Origin of the sequence: Mycobacterium florentinum (assembly GCF_010730355.1) — a bacterium.
Lineage (GTDB): Bacteria > Actinomycetota > Actinomycetes > Mycobacteriales > Mycobacteriaceae > Mycobacterium > Mycobacterium florentinum.
In genome coordinates, this window is sequence record NZ_AP022576.1 from 5,461,810 (window position 1) to 5,478,612 (window position 16,803).

The following is a 16,803-nucleotide window of genomic DNA, read 5'->3' on the forward strand; positions in this document are numbered from 1 at the left end:
AGATCTGAAAGAAAGCAGGTAACCCGGTCGTGACTGATATGCGTTCGAATTCGGTGGGTCTCAACCTCACGGACTCGGTCTATGAGCGCTTGCTCTCCGAGCGCATCATCTTCCTGGGTTCGGAGGTGAACGACGAGGTCGCCAATCGGCTGTGCGCGCAGATTCTGCTGCTCGCCGCCGAGGACGGTGACAAGGACATCAACCTCTACATCAACTCCCCGGGCGGATCGATCAGCGCGGGAATGGCGATCTACGACACGATGGTGCTCGCGCCGTGCGACATCGCCACCTACGCGATGGGTATGGCCGCCTCGATGGGCGAGTTCCTGTTGGCGGCCGGCACCAAGGGCAAGCGCTACGCGCTGCCGCACGCCCGCATCCTGATGCACCAGCCGCTGGGCGGGGTCACGGGTAGCGCGGCCGACATCGCCATCCAGGCCGAGCAGTTCGCCGTCATCAAGAAGGAAATGTTCCGGCTCAACGCGGAATTCACCGGTCAGCCGATCGAGCGGATCGAGGCGGACTCCGACCGCGACCGCTGGTTCACCGCCCCGGAGGCGCTGGAGTACGGCTTCGTCGACCACATCATCACCCGCGCCGCCCACATCAGCAATGGAGAAGCCCAGTGAACCCCGAAACCCAACCCCAGGCGCGCTACATCCTCCCGTCGTTCATCGAGCACTCCAGTTTCGGTGTCAAGGAGTCGAACCCGTACAACAAGCTGTTCGAGGAGCGCATCATCTTCCTCGGCGTGCAGGTCGACGACGCCTCGGCGAACGACATCATGGCCCAGCTGCTGGTGCTCGAGTCGCTGGATCCCGACCGCGACATCACCATGTACATCAACTCCCCCGGTGGCGGGTTCACCTCGCTGATGGCGATCTACGACACGATGCAGTACGTGCGGGCCGACATCCAGACCGTGTGCTTGGGTCAGGCCGCCTCCGCGGCCGCGGTGCTGCTGGCCGCCGGCACGCCGGGTAAGCGGATGGCGCTGCCCAACGCGCGCGTGCTGATCCACCAGCCGTCGCTGTCCGGCGTGATCCAGGGCCAGTTCTCCGATCTGGAGATCCAGGCCGCCGAAATCGAGCGGATGCGCACGCTGATGGAGACCACCCTGGCCCGGCACACCAACAAGGAGCCCTCGGTCATCCGCAAGGACACCGACCGGGACAAGATCCTGACCGCCGAAGAGGCCAAGGACTACGGGATCATCGACACCGTTCTCGAGTACCGGAAGCTCTCCGCGCAGACCGCGTAAGTGTCGACTTCGTCGAACGTGCTCTCATGGTGAGTTTCCGGCCGATTTCCCGCCATCAGAGCACGTTCGGCAACACGGTTCTCAGCTCCTCGATGTCGTTCGGCCCGACTCGGCAGCATCCGCCGACGATGCGCGCCCCGGCCGCGATCCACTGCCGGGCAAGCTCGGCCGAGAACCGCGACCGGCCCGACCAGTTGCGGCCGTCCCACTGTTCGCCGCTGTTCGGATAGACGATCACCGGCTTGCCGATCGACGACGCGATCTCGATGGCTCCCAGCACGTCGTCCGGGGCGCAGCAATTGACACCGACCGCGACGATCTCGTCCACGCCGGCCGCCACCGCGAACGCCTCGCCGAGCGACTGGCCGGCGCGCGTTGTGGTCCCGTCGATCGTGTAGCTGAGCCAGGCCGGCACGCCGGCCGTCCGCACCAGCCCGACGAGGGCCTCGGCTTCGTCGGCGTCGGGCACCGTTTCGCACGCCAGCACGTCGGCGCCCGCCGCGGCCAGGATCTCCAGTCGTGGCCGATGCCAGCGCCTCAGCGCGGCAACGGAAAGGCCGTAGCGTCCGCGGTATTCGGATCCGTCGGCCAGCGCCGCGCCGTACGGTCCGACCGAAGCGGCGACGAGCAGGCCGCCGGCGCCGCTCTCGTCGCGCGCCGCCCGGGCGAGTTCGACGCTGCGGCACAACAATTCGACGGACTGGTCGCGGTCAAACCCATGGGCCGCAAAGCCTTCGAGCGATGCCTGGTAGCTGGCGGTCGTCGCGATCGTGGCGCCGGCCCGAAAGTAGGCCTCGTGCACGGCGACGATTTCCTGCGGGGCATCCGACAGCAGCCGTGCCGACCACAGCGGGTCGGACAGGTCGTGACCACGTGCTTGAAGCTCCGTGGCCAGACCTCCGTCGCTGATCAGCACGGATTCGCCGGGCCTGAAAATTCCGCCAGCCAATCCCACCCGGCCACTGTATGGTGGTGGCCTGGCAACCGGCCCGTTTCGTGTCAGCAGCCTCGGTCGGGTAACGACCGCGACACGCCAAAGACACGGAAAGCGCGTCTGCGCCAGTGACGGGGGTTGGCGGGCTATATGTTTTCGGACAGGCATGAATACCACTGACGCGATTCGCCGCTAATGCTCGCGGCGTGCCCAATCTAGCGGGTAGCGTCGGGGGAACACATGCGGCAGGTTAAGACGTACGTCGAACAGGAAGTAGGCACTGAGGCACCATGGCGCGCATCGGAGACGGCGGTGATCTGCTGAAGTGCTCGTTCTGCGGAAAAAGTCAGAAGCAGGTTAAGAAGCTCATTGCGGGCCCCGGGGTCTACATCTGCGATGAGTGCATCGATCTTTGTAATGAGATCATCGAAGAGGAGCTGGCTGACGCCGACGACGTCAAGCTGGACGAGCTGCCCAAGCCTGCGGAAATCCGAGAGTTCCTCGAGGGATACGTCATCGGGCAGGACACCGCCAAGCGGACGCTGGCGGTCGCGGTCTACAACCACTACAAGCGGATTCAGGCCGGCGAAAAGGGTCGCGACTCCCGGTGCGAGCCGGTCGAGCTGACCAAGTCCAACATCTTGATGCTCGGCCCCACCGGCTGCGGCAAGACCTACCTGGCCCAGACCCTGGCCAAGATGCTCAACGTGCCGTTCGCCATCGCGGATGCCACCGCCCTGACCGAGGCCGGCTACGTCGGTGAAGACGTCGAGAACATTCTGCTCAAGCTGATCCAGGCCGCCGACTACGACGTCAAGCGCGCCGAGACCGGGATCATCTACATCGACGAGGTCGACAAGATCGCGCGCAAGAGCGAGAACCCGTCGATCACTCGCGACGTCTCCGGCGAGGGCGTGCAGCAGGCCCTGCTGAAAATCCTGGAGGGCACCCAGGCGTCGGTTCCCCCGCAGGGCGGCCGCAAGCACCCGCACCAGGAGTTCATCCAGATCGACACCACCAACGTGCTGTTCATCGTCGCGGGTGCGTTCGCCGGGCTGGAAAAGATCATCTACGAGCGCGTCGGCAAGCGCGGCCTGGGCTTCGGTGCCGAGGTTCGCTCCAAGGCCGAGATCGACACCACCGACCACTTCGCCGACGTGATGCCCGAGGACCTGATCAAGTTCGGCCTGATCCCCGAGTTCATCGGCCGGCTCCCGGTCGTTGCCTCGGTCACCAACCTCGACATGGAGTCGCTGGTCAAGATCCTGTCCGAGCCGAAGAACGCGCTGGTCAAGCAGTACACCCGCCTGTTCGAGATGGACGGCGTGGAGCTGGAGTTCAGCGACGACGCCCTCGAGGCGATCGCCGACCAGGCGATTCACCGGGGCACCGGTGCCCGTGGCCTGCGCGCCATCATGGAAGAGGTCCTGCTGCCGGTGATGTACGACATCCCGAGCCGCGACGACGTCGCCAAGGTGGTCGTGACCAAGGAAACGGTGCAGGACAACGTCTTGCCGACGATCGTGCCGCGCAAGCCGTCGCGCACCGAGCGCCGCGACAAGAGCGCCTAACCGACGGTCGGGTAGCCCCGACGAATTCCTCGCGACGCCCGAAACGGCGTCGAGAAATAACGCGCCGGACAACGGCCGATTGCGGCCCGGCACCGAAGTGACCAAGACCACAGTTTTGTGTCGTACTCGTCGGTAGCCCTCGCTGACTACGCGTTTTGCCTAAGATATTGGTAAGTACGCGCAGCCGGAGACGTCCTTCTGACCCGAAAACCAGTGCAATAATTGGTACTACCAGTCTCATACAACCGTGTGAGAGTGGGACTCCCTTTGACGGCGCGTAACCTGAAACTTCGGATGAGTGCCTGTCCGGTTAACAAATGGAAGGCGGAGACGTGGATTTGAACGGCAGTGGAGCCGGGTCAGATTCTCACGGCGGGTCCTCGGACCGTCAGCGCCTGGAACAGGTTGTCATTCGATTCGCCGGAGACTCCGGCGACGGTATGCAGCTGACCGGTGATCGGTTCACCTCGGAGGCCGCCCTTTTCGGCAACGACCTCGCGACCCAGCCGAACTATCCCGCCGAGATCCGAGCCCCCGCAGGCACATTGCCCGGGGTCTCGTCCTTCCAGATTCAAATCGCCGACTACGACATCCTGACCGCCGGCGACCGGCCGGACGTGCTCGTCGCGATGAATCCCGCGGCGTTGAAGGCCAATATCGGTGATCTGCCCCGCGGCGGGATGGTGATCGCGAACTCCGACGAATTCACCAAGCGCAACCTGACCAAGGTCGGTTACGTAGCAAACCCGCTGGAGACCGACGAGCTGTCCGACTATGTCGTGCATTCCGTCGCGATGACCACGCTGACGCTCGGCGCCGTCGAGACGATCGGCGCGACCAAGAAAGACGGGCAGCGCGCCAAGAACATGTTCGCGCTCGGCCTGCTGTCGTGGATGTACGGCCGGCCGATCCAGACCAGCGAGAACTTCATCAGGGAGAAGTTCGTCCGCAAGCCCGACGTCGCGGAGGCCAACGTGCTCGCGCTGAAGGCGGGCTGGAACTACGGCGAGACCACCGAGGCTTTCGGCACCACGTACGAGGTGTCCCGGGCGACGCTGCCGACCGGTGAATACCGGCAGATCTCCGGCAACACGGCGCTGGCCTACGGCATTATCGCGGCGGGTCAGGTTGCCGACCTTCAGGTCGTGCTCGGCAGTTACCCGATCACGCCGGCGTCGGACATCCTGCACGAGCTGTCCAAGTACAAGAATTTCAACGTGATCACCTTCCAGGCCGAGGACGAGATCGGCGGCATCTGCGCCGCGATCGGCGCCTCGTACGGCGGCTCGCTCGGCGTCACCACCACCTCGGGCCCGGGCATTTCGCTCAAGTCCGAGGCGATCGGCCTCGCCGTGATGACCGAACTGCCCCTGCTGGTCGTCGACGTGCAGCGGGGTGGACCGTCGACCGGTCTGCCCACCAAGACCGAGCAGGCCGACCTGCTGCAAGCGCTGTTCGGCCGCAACGGTGAGTCGCCGGTGGCGGTGCTGGCCCCGCGGTCGCCGTCCGACTGCTTTGAGACCGCGCTCGAGGCGGTGCGCATCGCGGTGTCGTACCACACGCCGGTGATCCTGCTGTCCGACGGCGCCATCGCCAATGGCTCTGAGCCGTGGCAGATTCCGGATGTCGGCTCGCTGCCGCAGATCCAGCACACCTTCGCCAAGCCCGACGAGCCCTTCCAGCCGTATGCCCGCGACCCGGAAACGCTGGCTCGCCAGTTCGCCATTCCTGGCACCCCCGGGCTGGAACACCGGATCGGTGGCTTGGAAGCCGCGAACGGTTCGGGTGCCATCTCCTATGAGCCGGTCAACCACGACCTCATGGTCCGGATCCGCCAGGCCAAGATCGACGGCATCTCGGTTCCCGACCTGGAGGTCGACGACCCGACCGGCGACGCGGAGCTGCTGCTGATCGGGTGGGGCAGCTCGTACGGCCCGATCGGCGAGGCCTGCCGGCGCGCGCGGCGCAAGGGCATCAAGGTCGCGCACGCCCATCTGCGCTACCTCAACCCGTTCCCGGCCAACCTCGGCGACGTGCTGCGGCGCTACCCGATGGTGGTGGCCCCGGAGATGAACTTGGGCCAGCTGGCGATGTTGCTGCGGGCGAAGTATCTGGTCGACGTCCAGTCGGTCACCAAGGTTCAAGGCCTGGCATTTTTGGCCGACGAGATCGGACGGGTTATCCGGGCCGCGCTGGCGGGAACCCTGGCCGAAATCGAGCAAGACAAGGCGATGGTCGCCAGAATGGCGGCAGCAACGGTTGGAGCTAACGCATGACGAGCGGGATCGCTGGCGACCTGGCGGGCACGGACCTCGGCTTGACTCCGAGGTTGAAGAAGAACGACGGTGTGCCCACGACGGATCAGCCGCAGAAGGGCAAGGACTTCACCAGTGACCAAGAGGTCCGCTGGTGCCCGGGCTGCGGCGACTACGTCATCCTCAACACCATCCGCAACTTCCTGCCGGATCTGGGTCTGCGCCGCGAGAACATCGTGTTCGTCAGCGGAATCGGCTGCTCCAGCCGGTTCCCTTACTACCTGGAGACCTACGGGTTTCACTCGATCCACGGCCGCGCGCCGGCGATCGCGACCGGCCTGGCGCTGGCCCGCGAGGACCTGTCGGTCTGGGTGGTCACCGGCGACGGCGACGCGTTGTCGATCGGCGGCAACCACCTGATTCACGCCCTGCGCCGCAACGTCAACATCACGATCCTGTTGTTCAACAACCGGATCTACGGGCTGACCAAGGGCCAGTACTCGCCGACGTCCGAGGTCGGAAAGGTCACCAAGTCGACGCCGATGGGCTCGCTGGACCACCCGTTCAACCCGACCTCGCTGGCGCTGGGCGCCGAGGCGACCTTCGTCGGTCGCGCGCTGGATTCCGACCGCGCCGGGTTGACCGAGGTGTTGCGCGGTGCCGCCGAGCACCGTGGCGCCGCGGTGGTCGAAATCCTGCAGGACTGCCCGATTTTCAACGACGGCTCGTTCGACGCGCTGCGCAAGGAAGGCGCCGAGGATCGGGTGATCAACGTCCGCCACGGCGAGCCAATTGTGTTCGGCGCCAACGGCGAATACTGCGTGGTGAAGTCCGGCTTCGGCCTTGAGGTGGCCAAGACGGCCGACGTGGCCGTCGAAGAGATCGTCAAGCACGACGCGCACGCGGATGATTCCGGCTATGCGTTTGCGCTGTCGCGGCTGTCGGACCAAAACCTCGATCACACGGTGCTGGGCATCTTCCGAAACGTCAACCGGCCCACCTACGACGACGCGGCCCGCGCTCAGGTCGCCGCGGCCCGGTCCGCAACACCGTTCGACGCGGCCGCGCTGCAGTCACTGCTGCGCGGGCGTGACACCTGGACCGTCGACTAAGGGGCTGCACTCGTGTCCGATGCAGTGTCATTGGCCGCAGTGGTACTCGCCGGGGGCGAATCGCGGCGCATGGGCCGCGACAAGGCCACGTTGCCGGGTCCCGGCGGAGTCGCCACGATGGTCGAGTACGTCGTGGGCGTGGTGGCCGAGCGCTGCGAGCCGGTATTCGTCGTCGCTGCCCCGGGCCAACCGCTGCCAAAGTTGGAGTCGGCGCGGGTAATTCGTGACGAGATACAAGGATTGGGGCCGCTGCCGGCGACCGGGCGAGGATTGCGCGCCGCCGCGGAAGTGGGCGCCCAGTTCGCCTTCGTCTCTGCGGTCGACATGCCGCTGCTGACAGCGGAATTGATCGACGACCTGATGGCGCTGGCCACCAAGACCGACGCCGAAGTGATCGTGCCGTGGGACGGTCGCAGCCACTTCCTAGCGGCGGTGTACCGCACCGATCTGGCCGACCGCATCGACGCGCTGGTGGCCGCCGGCGAGCGCAGAATGAGCGCCCTGATCGATGCGTCGGACGCCCAGCAGATCGTGTTGCCGGATTCGCGCGCCTTGACCAACGTCAACACCGACGCCGAGTTGCGCGCGCTGGTGCTTCCCGGAGCCTGATAGGCCCGGCGAGTTTCGCCATTCTTGAAATCTCTCGCTGGATTTCTTCTCAATTTATCGAGATAAACATATCGCTTAAATGCGTTACCAGTTAACCGATTATTCATCCGAGTTCATAATTGATGTAGGGACGAATAGCCAAACAATTGCGGGCCTATTGGCGGAGACGCCGGGAAAGCGCCGGTGATGTGTGCTGGATTGCATTGGAACACAACGGCTTTCGAGCGTGCGACGAGGCATCGGCGGGGCCGACGGTGACGGGCGCCACGATGCGGGCCGGGAAAGTGGCCGCAGGAATTTGCCCAGCAAATTGCTTTGCGCAAATCCGGACGGTGCGGCACGTGCGGTCTCGTCGGTCACGGTAGGCGGCGCCGAGTCGGCGCGCTCTGCGGGCCATCGACGCGTATGTCTCACTAAAGCCTTTGAAGCACTGCGTAACTCGCCCGAAACGGTTGCCGAGACGCGTTTACACGTTGCTAACACTCCCGCTTAGGGAACCCTACCTCCGCATGAACGAATGAGGTTGCGGAACAGCCCATTTCGGCTGGTAGAGGCGGATTTTGGCGATCAATACGGCGCCGGGTGAACCGCTCAAAAAGCCGGCCGTGCGACCCGTGTGACTCCCGGGGCGGGAGCGAAGTTGGCGGCAGCCAGTGGCCCCGGGCAAATGCGTGGTCCAGCTCACAAAATTTGCGTGATTCGAGTCACGATTGTGTCTTGATCTTGACCTGGGGCTTTCCAAAGATAAGGCGTCACTGACCTGCATAAATAAATAGCTACTCGCACCGTGATCTGCTCGTTATTGTTCCGAGATATCGGCGTGTCGGATATGACGAATGTGTCGCGGTCTCGTACGGTGCCTTTTAGCCCGAAAGGGGTAATAGAAAATTTAATCCACGAACCCGTGTGTGAGCGGGCTGCGGACGGCTACGGCCGTCTTGCGGCCGGCGGCTTTTCGCCCGCTGGGCAGCTGTTGCCCTCGCTGTCGTGCCGAAACGAGACGGCACGTTCCAGAGCACCTATTTCCACTTCACGAACCACCTAAACCCACCCGTGGGTTTGCTTTGGCGCGCGCGCTTGCGAAAGGAACATTTTGAACAACGTCCGTAAGACGCTCATCCTCGCTGCTATCACAGGCTCGCTGGTGTCGCTTCCGGCTGCCAGTGCCAGCGCGGATGTGCCCCCGCCGCCGGCTCCTGACGCCCCGGCTCCCGGCGCGCCCTTCGCGCCGGCGGGCTTCGACGTCCCGCCGCCTCCGGCCCCGGACGCCCCGCCGCCTGCCCCGGGCTTTGACCCGAACGTGCCGCCGCCGCCCGCGCCGGTGGGCTTCGACGTCCCGCCGCCGCCTCCTGCCCCGGACGCCCCGCCCCCGGTCAGGGCGTACAGCGTGAACTGGGACGCCATCGCGCAGTGCGAGTCGGGTGGCAACTGGGGGATCAGCACCGGTAACGGCTACTCCGGTGGCCTGCAGTTCACCCAGAGCACCTGGCGTGCCAACGGCGGATCGGGTTCTGCCGCCAGCGCGAGCCGTGAGGAGCAGATCCGGGTGGCCGAGAACGTGCTGCACTCGCAGGGGATCGGCGCGTGGCCGGTCTGCGGCCGTCGCGGCTGACGGACAGCTGACGTCTTAACATCGCAAGCAACAGGAAATGCCGGGCCTGGTGCCCGGCATTTCCTGTTGCGCAGCTCACGGTGACCCACTGCCCTTCAGCGGCCCAAATCAGTCGCCGACGCGGATCATTCGGCGGCTGGTGACCTGATGACATCCCCCTTGGGTTGCGAAGACATCGCGCATCGTGACGTCGTCGTAGCTGACCGAGAATGATCCGTCGGCGTTCAAGGTTGGCACATATGGTCGCACCTCGACGACGTTCGTCAGGGGCGAATCAGAACCAGACGGGGGCTCGCGGCCGCCGGGGCGCCGCTATCGATCCGGTACCGTCGCGACGATGACCGCAACGGGGCGAGAATTCGACATCGTGCTGTACGGGGCGACCGGCTTCGTCGGGAAGCTCACCGCTGAATACCTGGCACGGGCCGGCGCCGGTGCGAGGATCGCCCTGGCCGGTAGGTCGACAGACCGCTTGCGTGCCGTTCGCGACAGCCTGGGCGAAGCCGCGCAGTCCTGGCCGGTGCTGAGCGCCGACGCGGCGTCGCCGTCGAGCCTGGATGACATGGCCGCGCGGTCCCAAGTCGTCGTCACCACCGTCGGCCCCTACACCCGCTACGGCATGCCGTTGGTGGCCGCGTGCGCCGCGGCGGGCACCGACTATGCGGACCTGACCGGCGAGGCGATGTTCATCCGCGAGGCCATCGACCGGTATCACAAGCAAGCCGCCGACAACGGCGCCCGCATCGTGCACTGCTGCGGATTCGATTCCATCCCTTCCGATCTGACCGTGTACGCGCTGTACCGCGCGGCACAAGACGATGGGGCCGGCGAGCTCGGCGATACCAACTTCGTGATGCGTCGGTTGGTCGGCGGGCTCTCCGGTGGGACGGTCGCGTCGATCATGGGCGTGCTGCGAGCCGCATCCAGCGACCCCGACGTGCGCCGTCAGCTTGCCGACCCGTACACGCTGAGCACCGATCGCGGGGCCGAACCCGAGCTCGGCCGCCAGCCCGATCTGCCCTGGCGGCGCGGTCGCTACATCGCACCGGAGCTGACCGGTGTCTGGACGGCCGGGTTCTTGATGTCGTCGATCAACACCCGAATCGTGCGGCGCAGCAACGCATTACTGGATTGGGCATACGGCCGGCGCTTCCGCTACACCGAACACATGAGCCTGGGTTCGTCGCCGCTGGCACCGGTGGCCTCGGCCATCATGGCCGGAATCGGCAACGCGGCGGTCGAGCTGGGCAGCCGCTACTTCCGGCTGATTCCGGACAAGCTGCTGGACCGGATCGCGCCCAAACCCGGCACCGGTCCGAGCGCCAAAAGCCGCGACCGTGGCTATTACCGGCTGGAGACCTACACCACGACAACCAGTGGTGCGCGTTACGTGGCCAGGATGGAGCAGCGGGGAGACCCTGGCTACAAGGCGACCGCGGTGTTGCTGGGTGAGTGCGGCCTGAGCCTCGCGCTGGATCGTGACAAGCTCTCGGACCTGCGTGGTGTCCTTACCCCCGCGGCGGCGATGGGTGACGTTTTGCTGACCCGGTTGCCCGCGGCCGGCGTGTCGCTGCGGACTCAGCGGCTGGATTAATCCCGCTGCCGCAACACCTTTCGGTCGGCGGTGCATGGGACTAGTGTCGTAGGGGACTTGCCTGAAACATCAGTCCAATCAAGGTGGCGATTACGATGGCCGGTCTCGATGATCTGTACGCGCAGATTCCCACAGCCGACATCGCAAGCAGGCTCGGTGCCGACGAAGGCGAAGTCGACGCCGCGGTGCACACCCTGGTGCCGGCGCTGTTGAGCGGCCTGCACCAGAATTCACAAGATCCTGAGCACGCCGCCAGGATCGAATCCGCCGCGACCGCTGCCGACAGCGACGGGCATCAGGCGGTCGCGACGCTCTTCGGTGGCAGTGATGCCGACCAAGTCGCGTCCGCGCTGGCCGGCGGGGGAGCCGGGAATAGCGACCTGCTCAAACAGCTGTTGCCGGTTGTGCTCCCGATTGTGCTGGCGTACATCGGAAAGCAACTATCCGGTGGCTCGGCGCCGCAGACCACGCAGGCGCAGTCCGGCGGTCTCGGCGAGGTGCTGGGCAGCATCCTGAGCGGCAGCAGCGGCGACAAGTCGCTGGGCGGCATTCTCGGAAGCGTGCTGAGCGGCAAAGGCGGCGGCCTCGGCGACATTCTCGGTGGCCTGCTCGGCGGCAAGAAGTAGCCAACCCGGGCCCACTATCGGGCACCGGCAAGCGGGTCCGGCGCCATCACGCCGGACTGGATGACGAGAGGGAAATGCCATGTCAGACATGCTGACTGAAGGACAACAGCTGCAGCGGGGGCAATCGCTGGCCTCTAACAACGGGGCCTACACCCTGACGCTGCAAGACGACGGCAACCTGGTGCTGGCCGCACGGGGAGAGGCGCTCTGGGCGACGGCGACCAACGGCCAGGACGTGCAGCGCGCCGAAGTGCAGCACGACGGCAACTTCGTCCTGTACACATCGGACAAGCCGGTTTGGCACACCGACACCCAGGGCAAGAAGGACGTCCGGCTCGTCCTTCAGGATGACTGCAACCTGGTGCTCTACGCCGCCGACGGACCGGCGTGGTCCAGCCACACCGAGACCGAGGGTCCGCCGCCTCCGGCGCCGGCCGCCGAGCCCGCCGTCGCGGATGTGACGATCGACACCGCCGAGCCCACCCCGGAGCCCCCGCCAGACGCCGCGCCCGAGCCCGAGCCGCGCACCTACACCGTCGTCTCCGGCGACACGATGTGGGCCATCGCGGAGCGCTTTTACGGTGACGGCAGCAAATATCGGGTGATCACAGACGCCAGCGGCGTCGCCGATCCCGACCTGATTCACCCCGGCCAGGTGCTCACGATTCCCTGAACACCGCGGCCCAACCGGCACCGACCGACCACCTGCGTGTTCGGGCGCTTACACGCGGGCTCGCCGCGGTTCCTAGAATTGACCGGTGACCGCCAGCCCCAGCTCTGCCGCCGACCTGCCCAAGTCGTGGGATCCCGGTGCGCTGGAGACGGCGATCTACCAGAAGTGGGTGGACGCCGGTTACTTCAAGGCGGACCCGACCAGTTCTAAGCCCGGGTACTCGATTGTGCTGCCGCCGCCAAACGTCACGGGCAGCTTGCACATGGGCCACGCGCTGGAGCACACGATGATGGATGCCCTGACCCGCCGCAAGCGCATGCAGGGATACGAGGTGCTCTGGCAGCCCGGGATGGATCACGCCGGCATCGCGACCCAGAGCGTGGTGGAAAAGCAGCTCGCGGTGGACGGCAAGACCAAAGAGGACTTCGGGCGCGAGCTCTTCGTCGACAAGGTGTGGGACTGGAAGCACGAGTCCGGCGGCGCCATCGGCGGCCAGATGCGGCGCCTCGGTGACGGGGTCGATTGGGACCGCGACCGGTTCACGATGGACGAGGGCCTGTCCCGCGCGGTGCGGACGATCTTCAAGCGGCTCTACGACGCCGGGCTGATCTATCAGGCCGAGCGATTGGTCAACTGGTCGCCGGTGCTGGAAACTGCGATCTCGGACCTCGAGGTCAACTACCTCGACGTCGAAGGCGAGCTGGTGTCGTTCCGGTATGGCTCGCTGGACGACTCGCAACCGCACATCGTGGTCGCCACCACCCGGGTCGAGACGATGCTGGGCGACACTGCGGTCGCGGTGCACCCCGACGACGAGCGCTATCGCCACCTGGTCGGCACCACACTGCCGCACCCGTTCATCGACCGGCAGCTGATCATCGTCGCCGACGAGCATGTGGATCCCGAATTCGGCACCGGTGCAGTCAAAGTCACGCCCGCACACGATCCGAACGACTTCGAGATCGGTCTGCGCCACGAGTTGCCGATGATCTCGATCCTCGACACCAAGGGCCGGATCGTCGACACCGGAACGCAATTCGACGGCATGGACCGCTTCGAAGCCCGCGTCGCGGTTCGTGAGGCGCTGGCGGAACAGGGGCGGGTGGTCGCCGAGAAACGGCCCTACCTGCACAGCGTCGGGCATTCGGAGCGCAGCGGCGAACCGATCGAGCCCCGGCTGTCGCTGCAGTGGTGGGTCAGGGTGGAGACGCTGGCCAAGGCCGCCGGTGACGCGGTTCGCAACGGGGACACAGTGATTCACCCCGCCAGCCTGGAGCCGCGTTGGTTCGCCTGGGTTGACGACATGCACGACTGGTGCATCTCGCGACAACTGTGGTGGGGCCACCGCATCCCGATCTGGTACGGGCCCGATGGCGAGCAGGTGTGCGTCGGACCGGACGAGTCGCCGCCGCAGGGTTGGGAGCAAGACCCCGACGTGCTGGACACCTGGTTCTCGTCGGCGCTGTGGCCTTTCTCCACCTTGGGCTGGCCGTCGCAGACCGCAGAGCTGGAAAAGTTCTATCCGACAAGTGTTCTGGTGACCGGATACGACATCCTGTTCTTCTGGGTGGCGCGGATGATGATGTTCGGCACCTTCGTCGGCGGCGACGACGCGATCACGCTCGGCGGCTCCCGCGGCCCGCAGGTGCCGTTCACCGACGTCTTCCTGCATGGGCTGATCCGTGACGAATTCGGCCGCAAGATGAGCAAGTCCAAGGGCAACGTGATCGACCCGCTGGACTGGGTGGAGATGTTCGGGGCCGACGCGTTGCGGTTCACCCTCGCTCGCGGCGCCAGTCCCGGCGGCGACCTCTCGGTCGGCGAGGATGCCGTCCGGGCGTCGCGCAACTTCGTGACCAAGCTGTTCAATGCGACCCGCTTCGCGTTGCTCAACGGCGCGCAGCTGGCGCCGGTGCCTCCGCTCGCCGAGCTGACCGATGCCGACCGGTGGATCCTGGGGCGGTTGGAAGAGGTTCGCGCCGAGGTTGATTCGGCATTCGACAGCTACGAGTTCAGCCGGGCGTGCGAAGCGCTCTACCACTTCGCCTGGGACGAATTCTGCGACTGGTATGTCGAAGTGGCGAAGGTGCAGCTCGCCGACGGCCTCACCCAGACCACCGCGGTACTGGCCGCGGGCCTCGACACGCTGCTGCGGCTGCTGCAGCCGGTCATCCCGTTCGTGACCGAAGAGCTATGGCAGGCGTTGACGGGGGAGCAGTCCCTCGTCATCGCCGAGTGGCCGAAGCCTTCCGGTATCAGCCTGGATCCCGTTGCGGTGCAGCGCGTCAGCGATATGCAGCGGCTGGTGACCGAGGTTCGCCGGTTCCGCAGCGACCAGGGTCTGGCCGACCGGCAGAAGGTGCCGGCCCGGCTGGCCGGTGTCGAGGACTGCGATCTTGGCACTCAGGTCACCGCGGTCAAGTCGCTGGCCTGGCTCACCGCGCCTGGGCCGGATTTCGGCGCGTCGGTGTCCCTGGAGGTTCGACTCAGCGGCGGCACCGTCGTCGTCGAACTCGACACGTCGGGCACCATCGACGTCGCCGCCGAGCGTCGTCGCCTGGAAAAGGATCTGGCGGCAGCACAGAAGGAATTAGCCTCTACCGCAGCCAAATTGGCCAACGAAGACTTCCTGGCCAAGGCACCCGAACAGGTCGTCAGCAAGATTCGCGACCGTCAGCGACTGGCCCAAGAGGAAACCGAGCGCATCAACAGCAGGCTGGCCGGGCTGCAATGACCGAAGAGCCCGACTGGCTCGACACTCCCGGGGACACCAGCGTGGTTCCGACGCCGGACGAGATCGCGTCCCTTTTGCAGGTCGAGCATCTGCTGGACCAGCGCTGGCCCGAGACCAAAATCGAACCGAGCCTGACCCGGATCAGCGCCCTGATGGATCTGCTCGGCTCGCCGCAGCTCAGCTATCCGTCGATCCACGTCGCGGGCACCAACGGCAAGACGTCGGTGGTGCGCATGATCGACGCGCTGCTGACCGCGCTGCACCGGCGCACCGGCCGAACCACCAGCCCGCACCTGCAGTCGGCGGTCGAACGCATCGCGATCGACGGAAAGCCAATCAGCCCAGCGCAATACGTGGCGACCTATCGCGAGATCGAGCCGTTCGTGCAGATGATCGACGCGCAGTCGCAGGCCGCGGGCGGTCCGGCCATGAGCAAGTTCGAGGTGCTGACCGCGATGGCGTTCGCCGCCTTCGCCGATGCTCCCGTCGAGGTCGCCGTCGTCGAGGTGGGCATGGGTGGCCGATGGGACGCCACCAACGTGATCAACGCGCCGGTCGCGGTCATCACCCCGATCGGCATCGACCACGTCGAATACCTCGGCGAGGACATCGCCGGGATCGCCGGTGAGAAGGCGGGCATCATCACCAAGGCCCCGGACGGCGCGCCCGACACTGTCGCGGTCATCGCGCGACAGCTACCGGAGGCGATGGAAGTTCTCCTGGCACAGTCTGTTCCGGCCGACGCCGCCGTCGCGCGCGAGGATTCGGAGTTCGCGGTGCTGGGTCGTCAGATCGCGATCGGCGGGCAAGTATTGGAGCTGCAGGGCCTGGGCGGGGTGTACTCCGACGTGTACCTGCCGCTGCACGGCGAGCACCAGGCGCACAACGCGGTCGTGGCTCTCGCCGCGGTCGAGGCGTTCTTCGGCGCCGGTGCGCAGCGCCAGCTCGACGTCGAGGCGGTGCGAGCCGGGTTCGCCGCCGTCACCAGCCCCGGGCGGCTGGAGCGCATGCGCAGCGCCCCGACGGTGTTCATCGACGCCGCGCACAATCCCGCCGGAGCGGCGGCGCTGGCGCAAACGCTGGGCAGCGAATTCGACTTCCGGTACCTGGTCGGGGTCCTGTCCGTGATGGCCGACAAAGACGTCGACGGCATCCTTGCCGCACTGGAGCCGGCCTTCGATTCCGTCGTCGTGACCCACAACGGGTCGCCGCGGGCATTGGATGTCGAGTCGCTGTCGCTGACCGCCCAGCAGCGGTTCGGACCCGACCGGGTGTTGACCGCCGAAAATCTGCGCGACGCCATCGAGGTCGCGACGGCGCTGGTCGACGAGGCCGCCGCCGACGGGGAGGCCGAAGAGTTTTCCGGCACCGGAATGGTGATCACCGGCTCGGTGGTCACCGCCGGGGCCGCGCGCATGTTGTTCGGTCGTGACCCGGAATGACGGATAGCGACCAGACCCCGCCGCCGGCGGACCCCTGGAAGAGCTTCCGGGGAGTGATGGCCGCGACGTTGATCCTGGAGGCGATCGTGGTGCTGCTGGCTATACCGGTCGTCGGCGCCGTCGGGCCCGGCCTCAACGGGGCGTCGCTGAGCTACCTGATCGGGCTCGCGGTGCTGCTGATCCTGCTGTGCGGTGTGCAGGGCCGACCCTGGGCGATTTGGGTGAACCTGAGCGTCCAGCTGGTCGTGCTCGCGGGGTTCGCGGTGTACTCGGGCGTGGGCTTCATCGGGGTGCTGTTTGCCGGGCTGTGGCTGCTGATCGCCTACTTCCGCGCCGAGGTCCGCCGACGTCAGGAGCACGGGCAAGCACCGCCGGGCTGA

15 protein-coding genes are annotated in these 16,803 nt (G+C 66.1%); 13 read left to right on the forward strand and 2 right to left on the reverse strand.

The genetic code is table 11. The annotated features are described in order from the left end of the window. Positions 1-38: 38 nt before the first annotated feature. Positions 39-629: an ATP-dependent CLP protease proteolytic subunit ClpP1 gene (gene clpP1 / locus G6N55_RS25895; RefSeq protein ID WP_085220751.1), complete on the forward strand. Its 591-nt coding sequence runs from the start codon at positions 39-41 to the stop codon at positions 627-629. After that, positions 626-1,261: an ATP-dependent CLP protease proteolytic subunit ClpP2 gene (gene clpP2 / locus G6N55_RS25900; protein WP_085220750.1), complete on the forward strand. Its 636-nt coding sequence runs from the start codon at positions 626-628 to the stop codon at positions 1,259-1,261. Before clpP1 ends, clpP2 begins: the two co-directional genes overlap by 4 nt. A 55-nt stretch (positions 1,262-1,316) precedes the next feature. Here the strand turns inward: clpP2 and mmuM are convergent, their stop codons facing one another. Further along, on the reverse strand, positions 1,317-2,198 hold the full coding sequence (mmuM, locus tag G6N55_RS25905; protein ID WP_232079101.1) for a homocysteine S-methyltransferase: 882 nt from the start codon (positions 2,196-2,198) through the stop codon (positions 1,317-1,319). Between the two features lie 287 nt (positions 2,199-2,485). Between mmuM and clpX the strand changes: the two genes are divergently transcribed. The 5 genes from clpX to G6N55_RS25930 all read left to right on the forward strand — a co-directional run bounded on the left by clpX (position 2,486) and on the right by G6N55_RS25930 (position 9,354). Continuing rightward, the gene (gene clpX / locus G6N55_RS25910) at positions 2,486-3,766 is read left to right on the forward strand and encodes an ATP-dependent Clp protease ATP-binding subunit ClpX (protein WP_085220749.1); all 1,281 of its coding nucleotides are present in this window, start codon (positions 2,486-2,488) and stop codon (positions 3,764-3,766) included. A 332-nt stretch (positions 3,767-4,098) separates the two neighbouring features. Continuing rightward, a complete protein-coding gene (locus tag G6N55_RS25915) occupies positions 4,099-6,042 on the forward strand; it encodes a 2-oxoacid:acceptor oxidoreductase subunit alpha (RefSeq protein WP_139826706.1) in 1,944 nt (647 codons plus the stop codon). Further along, entirely contained in the window at positions 6,039-7,133 is a 1,095-nt protein-coding gene (locus G6N55_RS25920; protein WP_085220747.1) for a 2-oxoacid:ferredoxin oxidoreductase subunit beta, read from the forward strand. Before G6N55_RS25915 ends, G6N55_RS25920 begins: the two co-directional genes overlap by 4 nt. 12 nt (positions 7,134-7,145) lie before the next feature. After that, positions 7,146-7,742, forward strand: a complete 597-nt coding sequence (gene mobA / locus G6N55_RS25925) for a molybdenum cofactor guanylyltransferase (protein WP_085220746.1) — start codon at positions 7,146-7,148, stop codon at positions 7,740-7,742. A 1,093-nt stretch (positions 7,743-8,835) separates the two neighbouring features. Then, the gene (locus G6N55_RS25930; protein ID WP_085220745.1) at positions 8,836-9,354 is read left to right on the forward strand and encodes a transglycosylase family protein; all 519 of its coding nucleotides are present in this window, start codon (positions 8,836-8,838) and stop codon (positions 9,352-9,354) included. A 108-nt stretch (positions 9,355-9,462) separates the two neighbouring features. Here G6N55_RS25930 and G6N55_RS30220 read toward each other — a convergent pair whose 3' ends face one another. Further along, complete coding sequence (locus tag G6N55_RS30220; protein ID WP_264001989.1) at positions 9,463-9,591, reverse strand: hypothetical protein; 129 nt, start codon at positions 9,589-9,591, stop codon at positions 9,463-9,465. Between the two features lie 100 nt (positions 9,592-9,691). On the opposite strand from G6N55_RS30220, the gene G6N55_RS25935 reads away from it, so the two are divergent. The 6 genes from G6N55_RS25935 (at position 9,692) to G6N55_RS25960 (ending at position 16,803) form a co-directional block, all read left to right on the forward strand. Beyond that, complete coding sequence (locus G6N55_RS25935; RefSeq protein ID WP_085220744.1) at positions 9,692-10,948, forward strand: saccharopine dehydrogenase family protein; 1,257 nt, start codon at positions 9,692-9,694, stop codon at positions 10,946-10,948. A gap of 95 nt (positions 10,949-11,043) precedes the next feature. Beyond that, positions 11,044-11,574: a DUF937 domain-containing protein gene (locus G6N55_RS25940; RefSeq protein WP_085220743.1), complete on the forward strand. Its 531-nt coding sequence runs from the start codon at positions 11,044-11,046 to the stop codon at positions 11,572-11,574. Positions 11,575-11,653: 79 nt separating this feature from the next. Further along, a complete protein-coding gene (locus tag G6N55_RS25945) occupies positions 11,654-12,247 on the forward strand; it encodes a LysM peptidoglycan-binding domain-containing protein (protein WP_085220742.1) in 594 nt (197 codons plus the stop codon). Between the two features lie 85 nt (positions 12,248-12,332). Beyond that, positions 12,333-14,981 carry a valine--tRNA ligase gene (locus tag G6N55_RS25950; RefSeq protein ID WP_085220741.1) on the forward strand — a complete coding sequence of 883 codons (2,649 nt, stop codon included), beginning with the start codon at positions 12,333-12,335 and terminating at the stop codon, positions 14,979-14,981. After that, positions 14,978-16,423: a bifunctional tetrahydrofolate synthase/dihydrofolate synthase gene (gene folC / locus G6N55_RS25955; RefSeq protein WP_085220740.1), complete on the forward strand. Its 1,446-nt coding sequence runs from the start codon at positions 14,978-14,980 to the stop codon at positions 16,421-16,423. Before G6N55_RS25950 ends, folC begins: the two co-directional genes overlap by 4 nt. After that, positions 16,420-16,803: a DUF4233 domain-containing protein gene (locus G6N55_RS25960; RefSeq protein WP_085220739.1), complete on the forward strand. Its 384-nt coding sequence runs from the start codon at positions 16,420-16,422 to the stop codon at positions 16,801-16,803. Before folC ends, G6N55_RS25960 begins: the two co-directional genes overlap by 4 nt.